The 17,307-nt window shown below is 57.7% G+C and carries 17 protein-coding genes; 6 read left to right on the top strand and 11 right to left on the bottom strand.

The genetic code is table 11. From position 1 onward, the window contains the following. Positions 1-24 precede the first annotated feature (24 nt). From AB3N39_RS12640 to cmoB, 5 genes are read left to right on the top strand one after another with little or no spacing between them, the layout of a single operon-like run. A complete protein-coding gene (locus AB3N39_RS12640) occupies positions 25-591 on the top strand; it encodes a hydrolase (RefSeq protein ID WP_121932053.1) in 567 nt (188 codons plus the stop codon). Beyond that, positions 588-1,406, top strand: a complete 819-nt coding sequence (locus tag AB3N39_RS12645; protein ID WP_367896770.1) for a DUF72 domain-containing protein — start codon at positions 588-590, stop codon at positions 1,404-1,406. The genes AB3N39_RS12640 and AB3N39_RS12645 overlap by 4 nt, the downstream gene beginning before the upstream one ends. A 51-nt stretch (positions 1,407-1,457) precedes the next feature. Beyond that, the gene (locus AB3N39_RS12650; protein ID WP_021240443.1) at positions 1,458-1,853 is read left to right on the top strand and encodes an MAPEG family protein; all 396 of its coding nucleotides are present in this window, start codon (positions 1,458-1,460) and stop codon (positions 1,851-1,853) included. 40 nt (positions 1,854-1,893) lie between these two features. Continuing rightward, positions 1,894-2,637, top strand: a complete 744-nt coding sequence (gene cmoA, locus AB3N39_RS12655) for a carboxy-S-adenosyl-L-methionine synthase CmoA (RefSeq protein WP_111964821.1) — start codon at positions 1,894-1,896, stop codon at positions 2,635-2,637. Then, positions 2,634-3,605, top strand: coding sequence for a tRNA 5-methoxyuridine(34)/uridine 5-oxyacetic acid(34) synthase CmoB (cmoB, locus tag AB3N39_RS12660; RefSeq protein WP_115875692.1), 972 nt, complete (start codon positions 2,634-2,636; stop codon positions 3,603-3,605). Before cmoA ends, cmoB begins: the two co-directional genes overlap by 4 nt. Positions 3,606-3,810: 205 nt before the next feature. Here the strand turns inward: cmoB and cutC are convergent, their stop codons facing one another. Further along, on the bottom strand, positions 3,811-4,554 hold the full coding sequence (gene cutC / locus AB3N39_RS12665) for a copper homeostasis protein CutC (protein WP_111964823.1): 744 nt from the start codon (positions 4,552-4,554) through the stop codon (positions 3,811-3,813). A 78-nt stretch (positions 4,555-4,632) separates the two neighbouring features. Next, positions 4,633-5,193: a VOC family protein gene (locus AB3N39_RS12670; RefSeq protein WP_367896771.1), complete on the bottom strand. Its 561-nt coding sequence runs from the start codon at positions 5,191-5,193 to the stop codon at positions 4,633-4,635. 239 nt (positions 5,194-5,432) lie between these two features. Between AB3N39_RS12670 and argS the strand changes: the two genes are divergently transcribed. Next, entirely contained in the window at positions 5,433-7,166 is a 1,734-nt protein-coding gene (argS, locus tag AB3N39_RS12675; protein ID WP_248174521.1) for an arginine--tRNA ligase, read from the top strand. A gap of 56 nt (positions 7,167-7,222) precedes the next feature. Here argS and AB3N39_RS12680 read toward each other — a convergent pair whose 3' ends face one another. From AB3N39_RS12680 to tar, 9 genes are all read right to left on the bottom strand, one after another. Next, positions 7,223-7,615: a flagellar protein FlhE gene (locus AB3N39_RS12680; protein WP_111964826.1), complete on the bottom strand. Its 393-nt coding sequence runs from the start codon at positions 7,613-7,615 to the stop codon at positions 7,223-7,225. Then, on the bottom strand, positions 7,615-9,693 hold the full coding sequence (gene flhA, locus AB3N39_RS12685; protein ID WP_111964827.1) for a flagellar biosynthesis protein FlhA: 2,079 nt from the start codon (positions 9,691-9,693) through the stop codon (positions 7,615-7,617). Before flhA ends, AB3N39_RS12680 begins: the two co-directional genes overlap by 1 nt. Then, on the bottom strand, positions 9,686-10,834 hold the full coding sequence (gene flhB, locus AB3N39_RS12690; RefSeq protein WP_048992249.1) for a flagellar biosynthesis protein FlhB: 1,149 nt from the start codon (positions 10,832-10,834) through the stop codon (positions 9,686-9,688). Before flhB ends, flhA begins: the two co-directional genes overlap by 8 nt. Before the next feature lie 147 nt (positions 10,835-10,981). Further along, entirely contained in the window at positions 10,982-11,626 is a 645-nt protein-coding gene (gene cheZ, locus AB3N39_RS12695) for a protein phosphatase CheZ (RefSeq protein WP_111964828.1), read from the bottom strand. Positions 11,627-11,636: 10 nt separating this feature from the next. Further along, entirely contained in the window at positions 11,637-12,026 is a 390-nt protein-coding gene (gene cheY, locus AB3N39_RS12700) for a chemotaxis response regulator CheY (RefSeq protein WP_008500431.1), read from the bottom strand. A gap of 17 nt (positions 12,027-12,043) precedes the next feature. Beyond that, positions 12,044-13,093, bottom strand: coding sequence for a chemotaxis response regulator protein-glutamate methylesterase (locus AB3N39_RS12705; protein WP_008500430.1), 1,050 nt, complete (start codon positions 13,091-13,093; stop codon positions 12,044-12,046). Then, entirely contained in the window at positions 13,090-13,956 is an 867-nt protein-coding gene (gene cheR / locus AB3N39_RS12710) for a protein-glutamate O-methyltransferase CheR (RefSeq protein WP_111964829.1), read from the bottom strand. The genes AB3N39_RS12705 and cheR overlap by 4 nt, the downstream gene beginning before the upstream one ends. A gap of 19 nt (positions 13,957-13,975) precedes the next feature. After that, a complete protein-coding gene (tap, locus tag AB3N39_RS12715; RefSeq protein WP_367896772.1) occupies positions 13,976-15,577 on the bottom strand; it encodes a methyl-accepting chemotaxis protein IV in 1,602 nt (533 codons plus the stop codon). A gap of 44 nt (positions 15,578-15,621) precedes the next feature. After that, on the bottom strand, positions 15,622-17,289 hold the full coding sequence (gene tar, locus AB3N39_RS12720) for a methyl-accepting chemotaxis protein II (RefSeq protein WP_133294696.1): 1,668 nt from the start codon (positions 17,287-17,289) through the stop codon (positions 15,622-15,624). Positions 17,290-17,307 lie beyond the last annotated feature (18 nt).

Raw genomic sequence — 17,307 nt, forward strand, 5'->3', positions numbered from 1 at the left:
GTGATTCATTTAACGGGAGTAACGATGTTAACACTTGATGCCAGTAAAACCGCGCTTGTCGTGATTGATTTACAGGAAGGCATTTTGCCCTTCGCTGGCGGCCCGCATACCGCGGACGATGTAGTCAGCCGCGCCGCTCGCCTGGCGGAAACCTGTCGTGCCAGCGGTGCCCCGGTTGTCATGGTGCGCGTCGGCTGGTCTGCTGATTACGCCGAAGCGTTAAAACAGCCCGTTGATGCCCAGGCTCCTGCACGCGCCCTGCCGGAAAACTGGTGGACGTACCCGGCCTCACTGGGTAAACGCGACAGCGATATTGAAGTGACCAAACGTCAGTGGGGTGCATTCTACGGCACCGATCTTGAACTGCAGCTCCGCCGTCGCGGCATTGACACCATTATCCTGTGCGGTATTTCCACCAACATCGGCGTGGAGTCGACTGCCCGCAACGCGTGGGAGCTGGGGTTTAATCTGGTGATTGCCGAAGATGCCTGCAGCGCGGCCTCCGCGGAACAGCATCAGGGCAGCATGACCCACATCTTCCCGCGCATCGGCCGCGTGCGCAGCACGGATGAGATTGTCAGCGCGCTATGATGTATGTCGGTTTACCCCAGTGGTCGCACCCGAAATGGGTGTGCCTTGGCATCACCGGCCTTGAGGAATATGCCCGGCACTTCAACTGTGTCGAGGGTAACACCACCCTGTATGCGCTTCCGAAAGCCGAGATTGTTGCACGCTGGCGGGAACAAACGACCGACGACTTCCGCTTCTGCTTCAAGTTTCCGGCGACCATTTCTCACCAGGCCGCGCTGCGCAACTGCGGCGATTTGACCGAAGAATTTTTCGCGCGCATGTCACCGCTGGCAAACCGCATCGGCCAGTACTGGCTGCAGCTTCCGGCCGTCTTTGGCCCGCGCGACCTGCCCGCGCTGTGGACGTTTCTGGACGCCCTGCCCCGGGAGTTTACCTACGGCGTTGAAGTCAGGCATCCTGAGTTTTTTGCTAAGGGCGAAGCGGAAAAAGCGCTCAATCGCGGCCTGCTTGAGCGTTCCGTTAACCGGGTGATCCTCGACAGCCGTCCGGTGCACAGCGCTATCCCGCATAGCGAAGCCATCGTTGAAGCTCAGCGTAAAAAACCGAAAGTACCGGTTCACGCCATCGTGACCGCACATAACCCAATGGTCAGGTTTATCGGCAGCGATAACATGCAGCAAAACCAGGCGCTGTTCACCGCCTGGCTGGAAAAACTGGCATCGTGGGAACACACCACCACGCCGTATCTCTTTTTGCACACGCCGGATATTGCCCAGGCCCCCGAACTGGTCGATGCTCTATGGCAGGCCTTGCAGGCTGCGGTGCCGTCCGTGGGAAGCGCCCCTTCCATCCCACAACAATCTTCTCTTTTCTGATATCACCCCCTATCATAGTGAAGTGCCATCTGCCAAAAACAGGGAGTTTGTATGGTCAGCGCGCTGTATGCGGTGTTAGGTGCATTACTGCTGATTAAGTTTTCATTTGATGTTGTGCGCCTCAGAACGCTCTACCGCGTCTCCTACGGTGACGGCGGGTTTTCAGAGCTACAAAGCGCTATCCGCATTCATGGCAACGCGGTTGAATACATCCCCGCAGCCCTAATCCTGCTGCTGTTTATGGAGATGAATGGCGCAGAAACCTGGATGGTGCACATCTGTGGCTTGCTGCTTATTGCTGGCCGCCTGATGCATTATTACGGCTTTCACCATCGCTTAATCCGCTGGCGTCGTTCCGGCATGAGTGCAACCTGGTGTTCACTTTTGCTGATGGTGCTGGCTAACCTGTGGTATATGCCGTGGGAGTTGGTTTTCTCCCTCCATTAGCGCACAATACGCCACTTTATTTTTCCCGGATTTTTACGTTATGTCAGATCGCGACACGCTTTTTTCCGCGCCTATCGCCAGCCTGGGCGACTGGACCTTCGATGAACGGGTAGCCGAAGTCTTCCCGGATATGATCCAGCGCTCTGTTCCCGGTTATTCCAATATTATCTCTATGATCGGCATGCTGGCTGAGCGCTTCGTTCAACCCGGCACGCAGGTCTATGACCTGGGCTGCTCGCTCGGCGCGGCAACGCTGTCGGTTCGTCGTAACGTTCACCACGAAGGCTGCCGCATTATTGCCGTCGATAACTCCCCGGCCATGGTTGAGCGCTGCCGTCGCCATATTGACGCGTACAAAGCTCCTGTTCCGGTAGACGTGGTGGAAGGTGATATCCGCGAGATTGAGATCAATAACGCGTCTATGGTGGTGCTGAATTTCACGCTTCAGTTCCTGGTACCGGAAGACCGCCAGCTGCTGCTGGACAAAATTTATCAGGGGCTGAATCCTGGCGGCGCGCTGGTGCTCTCTGAGAAATTCAGCTTCGAAGATGCCGAGGTTGGCGAGCTGCTGTTCAATATGCACCACGATTTCAAACGGGCGAACGGCTACAGCGAGCTGGAGATCAGCCAGAAGCGCAGCATGCTCGAAAACGTGATGCTGACGGATTCCGTAGAAACCCATAAAGCGCGTCTGAGCAAAGCCGGTTTTGAGCACAGCGAACTGTGGTTCCAGTGCTTTAACTTTGGTTCGCTGGTAGCGCTGAAAGCGGGGAAACCGGCATGATCGAGTTCAGTAACTTCTATCAGCTGATTGCCAAAAACCAGCTCTCCCACTGGCTGGAAACCTTGCCCGCGCAGATTGCCGCCTGGCAGCGGGACCAGCAGCACGGCCTGTTAAAGCAGTGGTCAAATGCAGTGGAGTTTCTGCCCGAACTGACCCCGCATCGTCTGGACCTTCTGCACAGCGTCACCGCAGAGAGTGAAGAACCGCTCCCGGCCGGGCAGATCAACCGCATCGAAACGCTGATGCGTAACCTGATGCCGTGGCGCAAAGGGCCGTTTTCACTTTACGGCGTGAACATCAATACCGAATGGCGCTCGGACTGGAAATGGGATCGCGTCCTGCCCCACCTTTCCGACCTGACCGGGCGCACCATTCTGGACGTGGGCTGCGGCAGCGGTTACCACATGTGGCGCATGATTGGCGCGGGCGCGCATCTGGCGGTAGGTATTGACCCGATGCAGCTGTTCCTGTGCCAGTTTGAAGCGGTACGTAAGCTGCTGGGTAACGACCAGCGCGCGCACCTGCTGCCGCTGGGCATTGAGCAGCTGCCAGCTCTGAAAGCGTTTGATACCGTGTTCTCCATGGGCGTGCTTTATCACCGTCGTTCCCCGCTTGAACACCTGTGGCAATTGAAAGATCAGCTGGTCAGCGGCGGCGAGCTGGTGCTCGAAACGCTGGTGATTGAAGGCGATGAACACGCCGTTCTGGTGCCGGGCGATCGTTACGCGCAGATGCGCAACGTTTACTTCATCCCTTCCGCGCTGGCGCTAAAGAACTGGCTGGAGAAGTGCGGGTTTGTGGACGTGCGGATTGCCGATGTCAGCGTGACCTCAATCGAAGAGCAGCGCCGCACCGACTGGATGATCACCGAATCGCTGGAGCAATTCCTCGACCCAACCGATCACAGCAAAACCATCGAAGGCTATCCGGCCCCGATGCGTGCGGTGTTAATAGCAACTAAGCCGTAGTCTTTTAGTCGGGTGGCGGCTGCGCCTTACCCGGCCTACTCGTAGCACGTTTTCTCCGAAATAGTTCAAGTTGCAGCAAGGCGGCCAACGCAGCTGCGGCTTGAAATATGAAGGAGAAAAAAAGGCCCCTGTGTAATTGGCAGGGGCCTGGTACAAGCAAGCATCATATTGGGCGACATGATGCGCGGTAAAAATCGGTACGTTGCTACACGTGATGGCGCTCAATCAGCGACTTCATTTCCGCAACCGACTCTCCCTCTACGCCATAGCGTGAATACTCATCCGCTTCAGCATCCGTCGACATTGACAATCCTGTATTGCGATAACGCATGGGCGAAGGTATCCATTTCCCCGCGGAGCTGTGCAGCTCTTCTACCCCGGCGTTTAAAAACCGTTCCAGATTGCTGGCGCGGACTCCCGCACCCGCCATTATTATTGGAACACCAGAATGTGCTTTTAGTTCCGTAATTAATTGCAGTCCTTTTTCAGCTGACGCCTGCTGACCCGATGTCAGGATGCGCGCCACGCCAAGTTCTCCAAGCGTTTCAAAGGCCTGAAGCGGATCTTTACACATATCAAATGCGCGATGAAAAGTGACGGCCATCCCCTGCGCGGCGCTCATAATCTGACGCATACGCGGTATATCGATATTGCCGTCTTCATCCAGCAGCCCGGTCACCAGCCCTGGAAACCCCAGGTCCCGAACGAGGGCGATATCATCAAGCATGGCACTGAACTCGCCCGCCGTGTAACAAAAATCACCGCCGCGCGGACGAATAATTGGGTGAACGGGAATAGTGACGGCCTGACGGGCTGACTTCAACACGCCGTAAGACGGCGTCAACCCGCCCTCCTTGGGTGCCGCGCACAGTTCAATGCGGTCAGCCCCGTGCTTTTGCGCGGTCACGGCACACTCCACGCTGTAACAACAAATCTCCAGCAGCGCCATTTAATCCTCCTGAAATTCCACTAAGCGAAACATCATGACACGCCGTTCGTTTTCGGTCCCGGCGTGAACTCACATCTCTTATGCATCACTGGCAACGATCTGCTCAATGGTCCACGGATGAAACTTCACCGTAACCTGTCCGTCAGTAACGGCCAGCGTCGGGTTAGGTAACCGCTCGCGCTCGCCTTTGGGAGAACTGGTCTTCACAAAAATTCCCGGCTGGCTTAAGCCTTCGTCCGCTAACAGGGCCAGCGCGCGCGCGTTTAACGTCTCCGGCTCACCCGGCAGGACAATCTCGATATGTTCCCAGCCTTCGTGCGGATAGCGTTTCTCGCCCGGCCACGGCAGTTCAACCACACTGAACTGCCAGTGCGCCACGTTCACCGGCTCATGCAGTTTGAACAGGCAAATGGGGCGGCCATTAATGATATTCTCGGACAGTAACTCGCCGCACTGTTCGAACCCGCGACGCCAGCGCTCGGCGGTGGCATTCTGATGACAGCGCAAAGAGATATGATCGGCCTCAAGCGGCGCAATATCCAGACCCAGACGGGTGGCAAGTTCTGTGAACGCCTGGGTGAAGCGCGGTAAATCTGCGGAAATATCATGCAGTTCGTCAATGGATTGCCAGTTCGCCATAAGTCATTCTCTTTTCATGTCGCAAAGCCGCTAATTTACTCTGTTGCCCTGTTTTGACCAACCTCAGAAACCGGCTTTTTGCGACTGCATGATTATGCACACCTTCACTGCCTGGATTCTGAGCAATCTTCAGGCCCCGCACTGCTGACGTCAGAAGGCATTTGCAGTATACTCCCGCCCTAAATTCTTTAACTGGCGCGGGCGGTTGTAAGCCCGCATCAAAAACGTAAGGTATCCAGGTGAATATTCAGGCTCTTCTCTCCGAAAAAGTCAGTCAGGCACTGATTGCCGCAGGTGCCCCTGCGGATTGCGAACCGCAGGTTCGTCAGTCAGCAAAAGTACAGTTTGGCGACTATCAGGCTAATGGCGTGATGGCAGTGGCTAAAAAACTGGGCATGCCGCCGCGACAGCTCGCTGAGCAGGTACTGACGCATCTGGATCTTTCCGGCATTGCCAGCAAAACCGAAATCGCCGGTCCGGGCTTTATCAACATCTTCCTTGAGCCTGCTTTCCTGGCAAGCCACGTTGACGCGGCGCTGAAATCCGATCGTCTGGGAGTGTCCCAGCCGGAAGCGCAGACCGTCGTGATCGACTATTCTGCGCCGAACGTGGCGAAAGAGATGCACGTTGGCCACCTGCGCTCCACCATCATCGGTGATGCCGCAGTGCGCACGCTCGAGTTCCTCGGTCACAAGGTGATCCGCGCGAACCACGTGGGCGACTGGGGCACCCAGTTCGGCATGCTGATCGCTTACCTGGAAAAACAGCAGCAGGAAAACGCGGGTGAAATGGCGCTGGCGGACCTGGAAGGATTCTATCGCGAAGCCAAAAAACACTACGACGAAGACGAAGCTTTTGCCGAACGTGCGCGTAGTTACGTGGTTAAACTGCAGGGAGGCGATCAATACTTCCTCGAAATGTGGCGCAAGCTGGTTGACATCACCATGTCCCAGAACCAGCTGACCTATAACCGTCTGAACGTCACCCTGACCCGCGATGACGTAATGGGTGAAAGCCTGTACAACCCAATGCTGCCCGGCATTGTGGCTGACCTGAAAGCGAAAAACCTGGCGGTGGAGAGCGAAGGCGCAACGGTTGTGTTCCTTGATGAGTACAAAAACAAGGAAGGTGAACCGATGGGCGTGATCATCCAGAAAAAGGATGGCGGCTATCTCTACACTACGACCGACATTGCCTGCGCGAAATACCGTTACGAAACGCTGCATGCCGACCGCGTGCTGTACTACATAGACTCCCGTCAGCACCAGCACCTGATGCAGGCGTGGACCATCGTGCGTAAAGCCGGTTACGTGCCGGACAGCGTTCCGCTGGAACACCACATGTTCGGCATGATGCTGGGTAAAGACGGCAAGCCGTTCAAAACCCGCGCGGGCGGTACGGTGAAACTGTCAGACCTGCTGGACGAAGCGCTGGAACGCGCCCGTCGTCTGGTGGCCGAGAAGAACCCGGACATGCCGGCCGACGAGCTGGAAAAACTGGCCAACGCCGTGGGTATCGGTGCGGTGAAATACGCGGATCTCTCCAAGAACCGTACCACCGACTATATCTTCGACTGGGATAACATGCTGGCGTTTGAAGGTAACACGGCGCCATACATGCAGTACGCCTACACCCGCGTGCTCTCGGTATTCCGTAAAGCCAGTATCGACGAAAGCGTGCTGGCGAATACCACCGTGACCATCACGGAAGATCGTGAAGCACAGCTGGCGGCGCGTCTGCTGCAGTTCGAAGAGACGCTGACGGTTGTCGCGCGTGACGGCACGCCGCACGTAATGTGTGCTTACCTGTATGACCTGGCGGGTCTGTTCTCCGGCTTCTATGAGCACTGCCCTATTCTGTCTGCGGAAAACGAATCGGTTCGCAACAGCCGCCTGAAGCTGGCGCAGCTAACGGCGAAGACCCTGAAGCTGGGTCTGGATACCCTGGGTATCGAAACCGTAGAACGCATGTAATACAAAAAACCCGGCAATCGCCGGGTTTTGTTTTTGCAGTCCTGGTAATCCAACCGTCAGCGATAGTTCACGATGACGGAATTGCTCTGCACCTTCAGAGCCGGAATCAAACGTCCCCCCCCCGGTACTTCCCAGATGAAACGCAAAGGTTCAATAGCCGGTACGCCGTTGAATGCCTGCGTTGTCCCATTTTCGCCGTCGATTTCGGTACAGCGCGTCTGAGAGCAGAGGCGCACCCGCAAGCCCGCTGGCGTAGGGCCAATCAGCCGATAGTTCCAGACCACAAGGCCCATCTGACCGGAGACCTCTTCTGAAGGCGCCAGCGGGTTAGACGACATAGCAACACCGCGATTGCTGAGGGTCACCCCCATGCTGCTCGCCTGCCAGGTGCCCCCCCCGGCAGCCTGCGCCGCCAGCGGGAAGAGCAACATCCAAAGCCATTTACGCATTATTTTCCTCCAATCGTCGCGGTCATGCGGATATGACGGTTATCCGACAGCTCCAGATTCGACAGCACGACCAGCTGGTTCAGGCTACGACGCAGGAAGCGGGACAGCAGCGGACGCAGCGCGTGGTTCACCAGCAGCACCGGCGGCGCGCCGAGCATCTCCTGACGCGCCAGCGCCTCCTGCGTTTGCGCCAGCAGACGGTCCGCCAGGCCCGGCTCCAGACCGCCTCCGCCCTGCAGAGCCTGCAGCAGCAGACGCTCAAGCGGCGTATCGAGGCCGATCACCTGCACTTCCCCGGTTCCCGGGAACCACTGCTGGGTAATGGCGCGTCCCAGCGCCACGCGCACCACCGCCGTCAGCTCGTGCGGATCGCTTTGTATCGGCGCGTGTTCGGCAAGGGTTTCCAGAATGGTGCGCATATCGCGGATCGGCACCTTCTCGTCGAGCAGGTTTTGCAGCACCTTGTGCAGCGTGGTTAAGGTCAGCACGCCCGGGACCAGATCTTCCGTCAGCTTCGGCATCTCCTGCGTGACGCGGTCCAGCAGCTGCTGCGCTTCCTGACGGCCAAACAGCTCCGCCGAGAATTGCCCAATCAGGTGATTAAGATGGGTCGCCACCACGGTACTGGCTTCAACAACCGTATACCCCTGGATCTGCGCCTGCTCTTTCAGGGCGCTTTCAATCCAGATAGCGGCCAGGCCAAAGGCCGGATCGATAGTTTGCTCGCCCGGCAGCGTGCCTGCGGCGGTGCCGGGGTTAATCGCCAGCCAGCGGCCCGGATAGGCATCACCGCTGCCAATTTCGACACCTTTCATCAGGATACGATAGCGCGCGGGCGGCAGGTCCATATTGTCGCGGATGTGTACCACCGGCGGCAGGAAGCCCATATCCTGCGCGAATTTTTTACGGATACTGCGGATACGGCCGAGCAGCTCGCCGTCCTGCTGGAAATCGACCATCGGGATCAGGCGATACCCGACTTCCATTCCCAGGGAATCTTCCAGCTGAACGTCGTTCCAGGTCGCTTCGACGGCCTGGGTATTCTCCGGCATTTTGACCTGAACAGGTTCAGCTGCCGGTTTGGTTTCACGGCCACGCATCCACCACGCAAGCCCCAGCAGCCCCGCCGTAAACAGCAGGAAGACGAGGTTTGGCATCCCCGGCACCAGGCCGAGCAACCCGAGAACCGCAGCGGCCAGCAGCATCACGCGCGGGTTGCTGAACAGCTGGCCCACCATCTGCTCGCCAACGTCCTGATCGGTGCTCACGCGGGTCACAATCACACCCGCCGCAGTGGAGATAACCAGCGCCGGGATCTGCGCGACCAGACCGTCACCGATAGTCAGCAGCGTATAGCTTTCCGCCGCGTGGCCCATGTCCATCCCATGCTGCAGCACGCCCACCAGCAGGCCGCCGACCACGTTAATCACCATGATCAGAATGCCCGCGATGGCGTCACCGCGCACAAACTTACTCGCACCGTCCATGGAGCCGTAGAAGTCCGCCTCCTGCGTCACCTCCGCACGGCGTTTTTTGGCTTCATCTTCGGCGATAAGACCGGCATTCAGATCGGCGTCGATCGCCATCTGCTTGCCCGGCATTCCGTCGAGCACAAAGCGCGCGCCCACTTCCGCAATACGCCCTGCACCTTTGGTGATGACCATAAAGTTGATGATCACGAGGATGACGAACACCACGATACCGATAGCGAAATTACCGCCCACCAGAAAGTGGCCGAACGCCTCCACCACTTTACCTGCAGCTGCCGCCCCGGTGTGACCTTCCATCAGGATGATACGCGTGGACGCCACGTTCAGCGCCAGTCGCAGCAGGGTGGTAAACAGCAGAATGGTCGGGAACGCGGCGAACTCCAGAGTACGCTGGGTGAACATCGCCACCAGCAGCACCATAATGGAGAGCGCAATATTGAAAGTGAAAAGCAGATCGAGGATGAACGCCGGAAGCGGCAGTACCATCATCGACAGAATTAGCAGGATCAGAATCGGCCCGGCCAGGATCTGCCATTGGGTCGATTTCAGGTTGCCGGGCAGGCGCAACATTGCCACCAGATTAGCCATCAGTGTCCTTCTCGTTCATAAAATCCAGCGCGGCAGGCACCGGAAGGTTCTCAGGTTTCACAGGCCGTTGACCGCCGGCCAGACGCCAGCGCTTCAACTGCCATACCCAGGCCAGCACTTCCGCCACGGCGGCGTAGAGTTGTCCCGGGATCTGTTGTCCAATATCCGCATGGCGGTAAAGGGCACGCGCCAGCGGAGGGGCTTCCAGGATCGGCACGCGGTGTTCCGTGCCGATTTCCCGGATGCGCAGCGCGATCAGCCCTGCCCCTTTCGCCACCACTTTCGGCGCGCTCATTTTGTTTTCGTCATAGCGCAGGGCAACGGAATAGTGCGTCGGGTTGGTGACGATGACGTCGGCCTTCGGCACATCTTCCATCATGCGGCGACGGGCGGCAGCACGCTGCATCTGGCGGATACGCCCCTTCACGTGCGGGTCACCTTCCATCTGCTTATATTCGTCACGGATGTCCTGACGTGACATGCGCAGCTTTTTGAAGTGGGTATAAAGCTGGAAGATCACGTCAAAACCCACCATCGGGATAATGCTGAGCACCACAAGCAGTGCGCAAAGCCCGACAAGATTCAGCGCGTTGCTCATCGCGGTGAGGGGCGATTCGCTGATGAGACGCATCATTTCCGGCCAGTGGTACCAGAGGTAAAACCCCGCGGAACTGCCCATCAGCACCGATTTGAGAATGGCTTTGAGCAGCTCGGCCCCGGTCTGAGCAGAGAACATTTTCGCAATGCCCGGCAGCGGGTTCAGTTTGGAAAATTTCGGCTGCAGCGATTTGGCACTAAAAACCAGACCGCCGAGCATCACCGGCGAGACCAGCGCGACCAGCACGACCCCGGTAATCAGGGGCAACAGCGCGACCATGGCCCCTTTAATCAGTTGAATAATCTGGCTGAGGATCAGATTCGGATCGTTGACCATGCTGTGGTCAAAACGCAAGCCGGTTGACAGCATTCCCGCCAGCTTGCGGGCGAGCGACTCCCCGCCCCACCAGATAATGCACACGCCTACGATAAGGATCAGCAGGGAGGTCAATTCTCGGGATCGGGGGATTTGCCCTTCCTCACGCGCCTTTTCTAGTCGGTGGGGTGTGGGGGCTTCCGTTTTGTCGTCGTTCTCTTCTGCCACAGTGCATGCTCAGCCCATTACGTCACGGGTATCATGCCAGCGCAGCGGAAATCCAATGGCGGGAAAAGCCCGTTTATTCGGGCTCTTTTCGGTGATTTTGTCGCAAACCGCCTCAGGCGGCGTAACCTCCTGAGGCGGAAAGGACTATCAGAAGCCGAGGCTGTCCAGCAGGTCGTCTACCTGATCCTGGCTTGCCACAACGCCTGCCTTGGTGGCGTCGAGCTGTGGACCATTGAGCAGGCTTTCGTTCTCGCGTTTTGGACGGGCTGCCGGTTCCGGAATGTTCTCCAGCAGAACCATCAGCAGCTGGCGCTCAATCTCCTGGATAACATCCATCATGCGCTTGATGACCTGACCGGTCAGGTCCTGGAAATCCTGCGCCATCATAATGTCCAGTAGCTGGGCGTTGGTGAAGCTGGTGTGGCCCGGCACATCGCCAAGATACTGACGAGTATCCGTTACCAGCTCGCGGGCATCAGCCAGCTCGATAGGGTTTTCAAACCACTCGTCCCAGCGTTTGCTCAGGGCTTTCGCCCCCTTTTCCATCGCATCCTGGTGCGGCTGTGATGCTTCAACGCTGTTCAGCGCACGTTCCGCAGCCTGAGCGGTCATTTGCACGACATAGTCCAGACGATCGCGGGCATCAGGAATAGCTTCCGCCGCTTCGGCAATCGCCTGATCCAGACCCAGCTCGCGCAGGCTGTCACGCAGCATGCGCGTCAGGCTGCCGATGCGGACGATGATATCGCTCGGCGAGTGTTCTTCAACGGGTTTCATAGCAGGTTGCAACATTTCCATCACCTCACATGCCGAGTTTCTCGAAGATCTTACCGAGCTTCTCTTCCAGGGTTGCCGCGGTGAATGGCTTCACCACATAGCCGCTTGCGCCCGCCTGTGCAGCGGCAATGATGTTCTCTTTTTTCGCTTCTGCAGTGACCATCAGAACCGGCATAGAGGCCATTCCCGCATCGGCACGAATAGTTTTCAGCAGTTCCAGACCGTCCATGTTTGGCATGTTCCAGTCGGAGATAACAAAACCAAACCCGCCAGCCTGCAGTTTGTTCAGCGCATCAACGCCATCTTCTGCTTCTTCAACGTTGTTGAAGCCCAGCTCTTTCAGCAGGTTGCGTACGATGCGACGCATGGTGGAAAAGTCATCCACAACCAAAAACTTAAGCTCTTTATCCGCCATAAAATAATACTCCTGAGTCAAATACGTATTGCCTGTCCGGCACTGATTTTCGCCAGCATCTGCTGGCTTACCTGGCTAAGATCGACCACTTCGCTCACGCCACCCATATTGATGGCCTCGCGCGGCATGCCGAACACCACACAACTTGCTTCATTCTGCGCAATCGTCCAGGCGCCAGCCTGGTGCATTGCAAGCATTCCGGCGGCACCGTCGTTGCCCATCCCCGTCAGGATCACCCCTACGGCGTTGCGCCCCGCATGTTTCGCCACCGAATGAAACAGCACATCCACCGACGGACGGTGCCGGTTGACCGGCGGTCCGTCATGAATTTTGATTTGATAGTTAGCGCCGCTGCGCGCCAGCTCCATATGCTTGTCGCCCGGCGCGATATAGGCATGCCCCGGGAGCACGCGCTCGCCGTCTTCCGCCTCTTTCACGCTGATCTGGCACAGCTTGTTCAGGCGTTCGGCGAACGAACGGGTAAAGCCTGGCGGCATATGCTGAGTGATCAGAATACCCGGACTTGAAAGCGGCAATGGCTGGAGTACATGACGAATTGCCTCTGTTCCTCCGGTTGACGCTCCAATGACCAGCAGTTTTTCCGAGCTGAGTAATGGACCGGCCTTCAGGGTCGCCGGCGCGGCCATCGGCGTGTGGGCGGCAAGCTTCGCACGCGAAGCGGTGCGGATCTTCTCGGCGATCATCTCGCTGTAGGCCAGCATCCCTTCGCGAATGCCAAGCTGCGGCTTGGTGACAAAATCCACAGCCCCCAGCTCCAGCGCGCGCAGGGTGATTTCAGATCCTTTCCCGGTCAGGGAGGAGACCATCACCACCGGCATAGGCCGCAGCCGCATTAATTTTTCGAGGAAATCGATGCCATCCATGCGCGGCATCTCGACATCCAGCGTTAGCACATCGGGGTTATATTTTTTAATTAAATCCCGCGCTACCAGCGGATCGGGCGCGGTTGCCACCATCTCCATGTCGCTGTGGCTATTGATAATTTCAGTCATGATCTGACGCATCAGCGCTGAATCATCGACAGACAACACCCTGATTTTACTCATGCTTTTTCCTTACTCAGCGCATATACCGTTTGCCCACGCAGGCTAAACTCACGCACGAGGTTGCTGAAGTTTTCCGAGTGCCCGGCAAACAGTAAACCGTCAGGCTTGAGCAACGGAACAAACCGACGCAGAATGTCCTGTTGCGTCGTTTTATCAAAATAGATCATGACGTTACGGCAAAAAATGGCGTCGAACGGCCCCGGCACGTTGTACTGCTTATCCAGCAGGTTAACGGGCGCGAATTCGACGCAGTTCGCCAGCTCCTGGCGTACGCGCACCAGGCCTTCATGCGGGCCCGTCCCGCGCATGAAATAACGCTGCAGCTGCTGCGGCGACAGCGTTTTCAGTTCATCCTGGCGATAAACACCGTTACGCGCCTTCTCCAGCACTTCAGTATCGATATCGCTGGCGTAGACCTTCCAGCGTCCCGGCGTCATTCCCAGCGTATCGGCAAGGGTGATCGCCAGCGAGTACGGCTCTTCACCCGTCGAGGCGGCCGCACTCCAGACGCGATACTCCCCGGTGCGACGGCGCGCATGCTCGGCCAGAACCGGGAAGTGGTGAGCTTCACGGAAAAACGCCGTCAGGTTGGTGGTTAACGAGTTAATAAAAGCCTGCCACTCGGCGCTGTTCTGGTTCGCCTCGAGCATGCTCAGATAGCGGCCAAAATCATCCAGCCCCAGCGTACGCAAGCGCCGCACCAGACGGTTGTAGACCATGTCCCGCTTATGATCCGCAAGCACGATCCCCGCACGCTGGTAGATTAACTGACATATCCGACGAAAATGCGCGTCGGACAGCGCGAGGCGCTGTGTCATCTGCAACAATAATGACGTTTGCCCAGGGGGCATTGGTGATGTCATAGCGCCTTCTTAATTACATTCAGGATACAACTGGCACGGCCTGCGACCGCCCGACTTCTGTTACTGCTTCAACGTGCTCTTTCACATTAAATACCGCGACCAGTCCGGTAAGACGATCCGCCTGGCTGGCCAGCTGATCGGTTGCCGCTGCCGCTTCCTCAACTAACGAGGCGTTCTGTTGCGTCACCTGATCCATCTGGCTGACCGCCTGGGCAACCTGCTCAATGCCGCGACGCTGTTCATCCGACGCCGAGGCAATTTCGCCCATAATGTCGTTAACCCGCGTCACGGAGGTGACGATCTCGTGCATGGTTTTCGCCGCCGTATCCACAAGCGTTGAGCCCTGCTGAACGCGCGAGACCGACTCTTCGATCAGGACCTTGATTTCTTTCGCCGCGTTGGCGCTGCGGCTCGCCAGGTTACGTACTTCCCCCGCCACCACCGCAAACCCGCGCCCTTGCTCACCGGCGCGCGCCGCTTCCACGGCGGCATTCAGCGCCAGAATGTTGGTCTGGAACGCGATACCGTCAATCACGCTGATGATGTCGCCAATTTTCTGCGAGCTGGTGGCAATCTCCTGCATGGTGCTGGCGACATGGGACGCCTGGTCACCGCCTTTCTTCGCCGTCATCGCCGCCTGTTTTGACAGGTCAGACGCCTGACGCGCGTTATCGGCGTTCTGGCTTACCGTTGCCGTCAGCTGCTCCATGCTGGCCGCCGTCTGCGCCAGCGAGGCCGCCTGCTGCTCGGTGCGGGACGACAGATCGTTGTTACCCGCCGCAATCTCAGAGATCCCGGAGTGCATGGCATAACTGCCCTGCCGCACGTCGCTCACCGTTTCCCGCAGCGAACCCTGCATCGCCTTCAGGCTGGCAAAGATCGCCGAAATTTCGTTCTTGCCGAACACCGCCACCGGACGCGCCAGGTCGCCTTTTGCAATACTGTCGAAATGGCTGCTGACGATCGCCAGCGGCTGCACAATCATTCTGCGCGACCAGAGCAGCGCCCCGCCGGTCAGCAACCCTGCCAGAATCACCACCACGGCGAAGATGACGCCCGACATGTGATAGCTTTGACGGCTCTGGTCACCGGCACGCTGTACAGACTGGTTAGTATCCTGCTGCCAGGCGTTAAAGCTGCCGTCAAACGCTGCCTGAGACGCCTGGACCGGTGCGGTCATAAAGTCCGACAGCTGGTTGTTCTCAAGCCACGTCGCCTGGTGGTCCAGATCGCTGTACCACTGCTCAAAGTTCGTCTTCATGGCGGCCTTCAGCGCTTTCTCTTTCTCGCTGTCGGCGGCCTGCGCCGTAAAGGCTTTAAACTGTGCGTCAGCCTGTTTCAGGCTGTCGCGCGCGGTTGCCATCAGCGCTTTAATGTCATCCGGCGGATAGCTCAGCGCGGTTAAGGTTCCCGCCTTGTTCAGCGCAGTGCTTGCCTGCAACAGCACGGCACGCGTTTGTGCCAGTGCGGAGCGCTGCTGATTACTCGCCTCAACTTCCTGCAAATTCTGATAGCCATCGCGAAACGCCCAAAAAGACAACCCGTTACTGCCAACCTGCAACACACCGCAAAGGATCAGAATCAAAAACAGTGTGGTCGAGATACGAATACGATTTAACATCCACGCTCCCATCAAGCGGCAAGCAGCCGCGGTTTAATTGTCAGTCAAAATGTTTCCCAGTTTTCATCTTGTCCGGTCGTCGCGGTACGCGTACGGAGTGCAGCCTGTTCAGCGGCTGGCGCGCGGTACGTCGCCTGCGGAGTGACCGTGTTTCCAGCGAGTGAAGCGAGACGAAACGCCGAGACGGCCATCTTCAGACGGCTCGCCTGGTCTTCCAGGGCAGCGGCCGCCGCAGCGGACTCCTGCACCAGCGCGGCGTTTTGCTGTGTCACGCGATCCATTTCCGATACCGCCAGGGCAACCTGGTCGATACCACGACTCTGCTCATCAGACGCAGAGGCGATTTCCCCCATGATGTCCGTCACGCGGGTAACGGCATTCACGATGTCATTCATGGTCTCCCCGGCACTTTCCACCAGCACGGAGCCGGTATCCACGCGGGAGACAGAGTCTTCAATCAGCGACTTGATCTCTTTTGCCGCGTTGGCGCTGCGGCTGGCCAGATTGCGCACTTCCCCGGCCACCACGGCAAAACCGCGTCCCTGTTCGCCCGCTCGCGCCGCTTCCACGGCGGCGTTCAGCGCCAGAATGTTGGTCTGGAAAGCAATGCCGTCGATGACGCTGATGATGTCGGCGATTTTCTTCGAGCTGTCGGCGATTTCGTGCATGGTTTTCACTACGCCATCTACCACGCGTCCGCCGCGCTGCGCCGTCTCGGAGGCGCTTTCTGCCAGCTGAGACGCCTGGCGGGCGTTATCGGCGTTCTGCTTCACGGTCGCGGTGAGCTGCTCCATGCTGGCGGCCGTCTCTTCCAGGGCGGAAGCCTGCTGTTCGGTACGGGATGAGAGATCGTTATTCCCCATCGCAATTTCGCTGGTGCCGGTGTAGATAGCCTCCGACCCGTTACGCACGTTGGCGACGGTTTCGATTAACGAACGCTGCATATGGTCAACGCTGTTTGCCAGCTCGGTGATCTCATTGCGCCCCGAAACGGTCAGCGTTTTAGTCAGATCGCCGCCGGCAATTTCACGAATGTGGTCAATGACGCGCCCAAGAGGATTCAGCAGGATATGGCGAATGCCGTACCAGACCGCGACCAGCACGATGACCAACGCCAGCGCCATTACGGCCATCTGCCATTTCGCAAAGCGGTAGTCATTCTGACTTGCCGTAAAGGCCGAGTGATAGAGATCGCCACTGGCCTTCGCGTATTCCCCCAGCGCCGCGCCGAGTGCGTTTTGCATCCCCTGCGTCGGCTGCGCGAAATAGGCGTCCATATTTCCGCTCTCCAGGAACTGAATGAGCTCTGTCAGACCGGTATGGTAGGCATTGTATTTTTCATCGATGTTCTGGCTCACCTGCTCCATAGCAGGCTGCGGGGCGATCTTTTTGAAGGCGTCGTAATGTTTCGCGGCGTCAGCGAGGGTGGCACGGGCATTTTTCAACAGATCGGTTTTCGCGCTGCTCTGCTGATTGTTAGGGTCCATCATCATGCGCGCGGACGAGCGGCTCAGGTTGATACGCGTTTGCAGCATCAGATCCCACGTCGACGTGAGTTCACTCTGCTGCAGGCGGAGATCGTTCGAGGCCGCGAAACTGTCCTGGTTCTGTTTTAATGACGAGAAAAAAAGCCCGCCGGAGATGAGCTGAAGAAGTGCGAAAATGACCAGCACCATCATGAGCATTGTGACAACGCGGATACGGTTCAACATACAACACCTTCTCATAGA

The organism is Enterobacter vonholyi (assembly GCF_040834095.1).
GTDB classification, from domain to species: domain Bacteria; phylum Pseudomonadota; class Gammaproteobacteria; order Enterobacterales; family Enterobacteriaceae; genus Enterobacter; species Enterobacter vonholyi.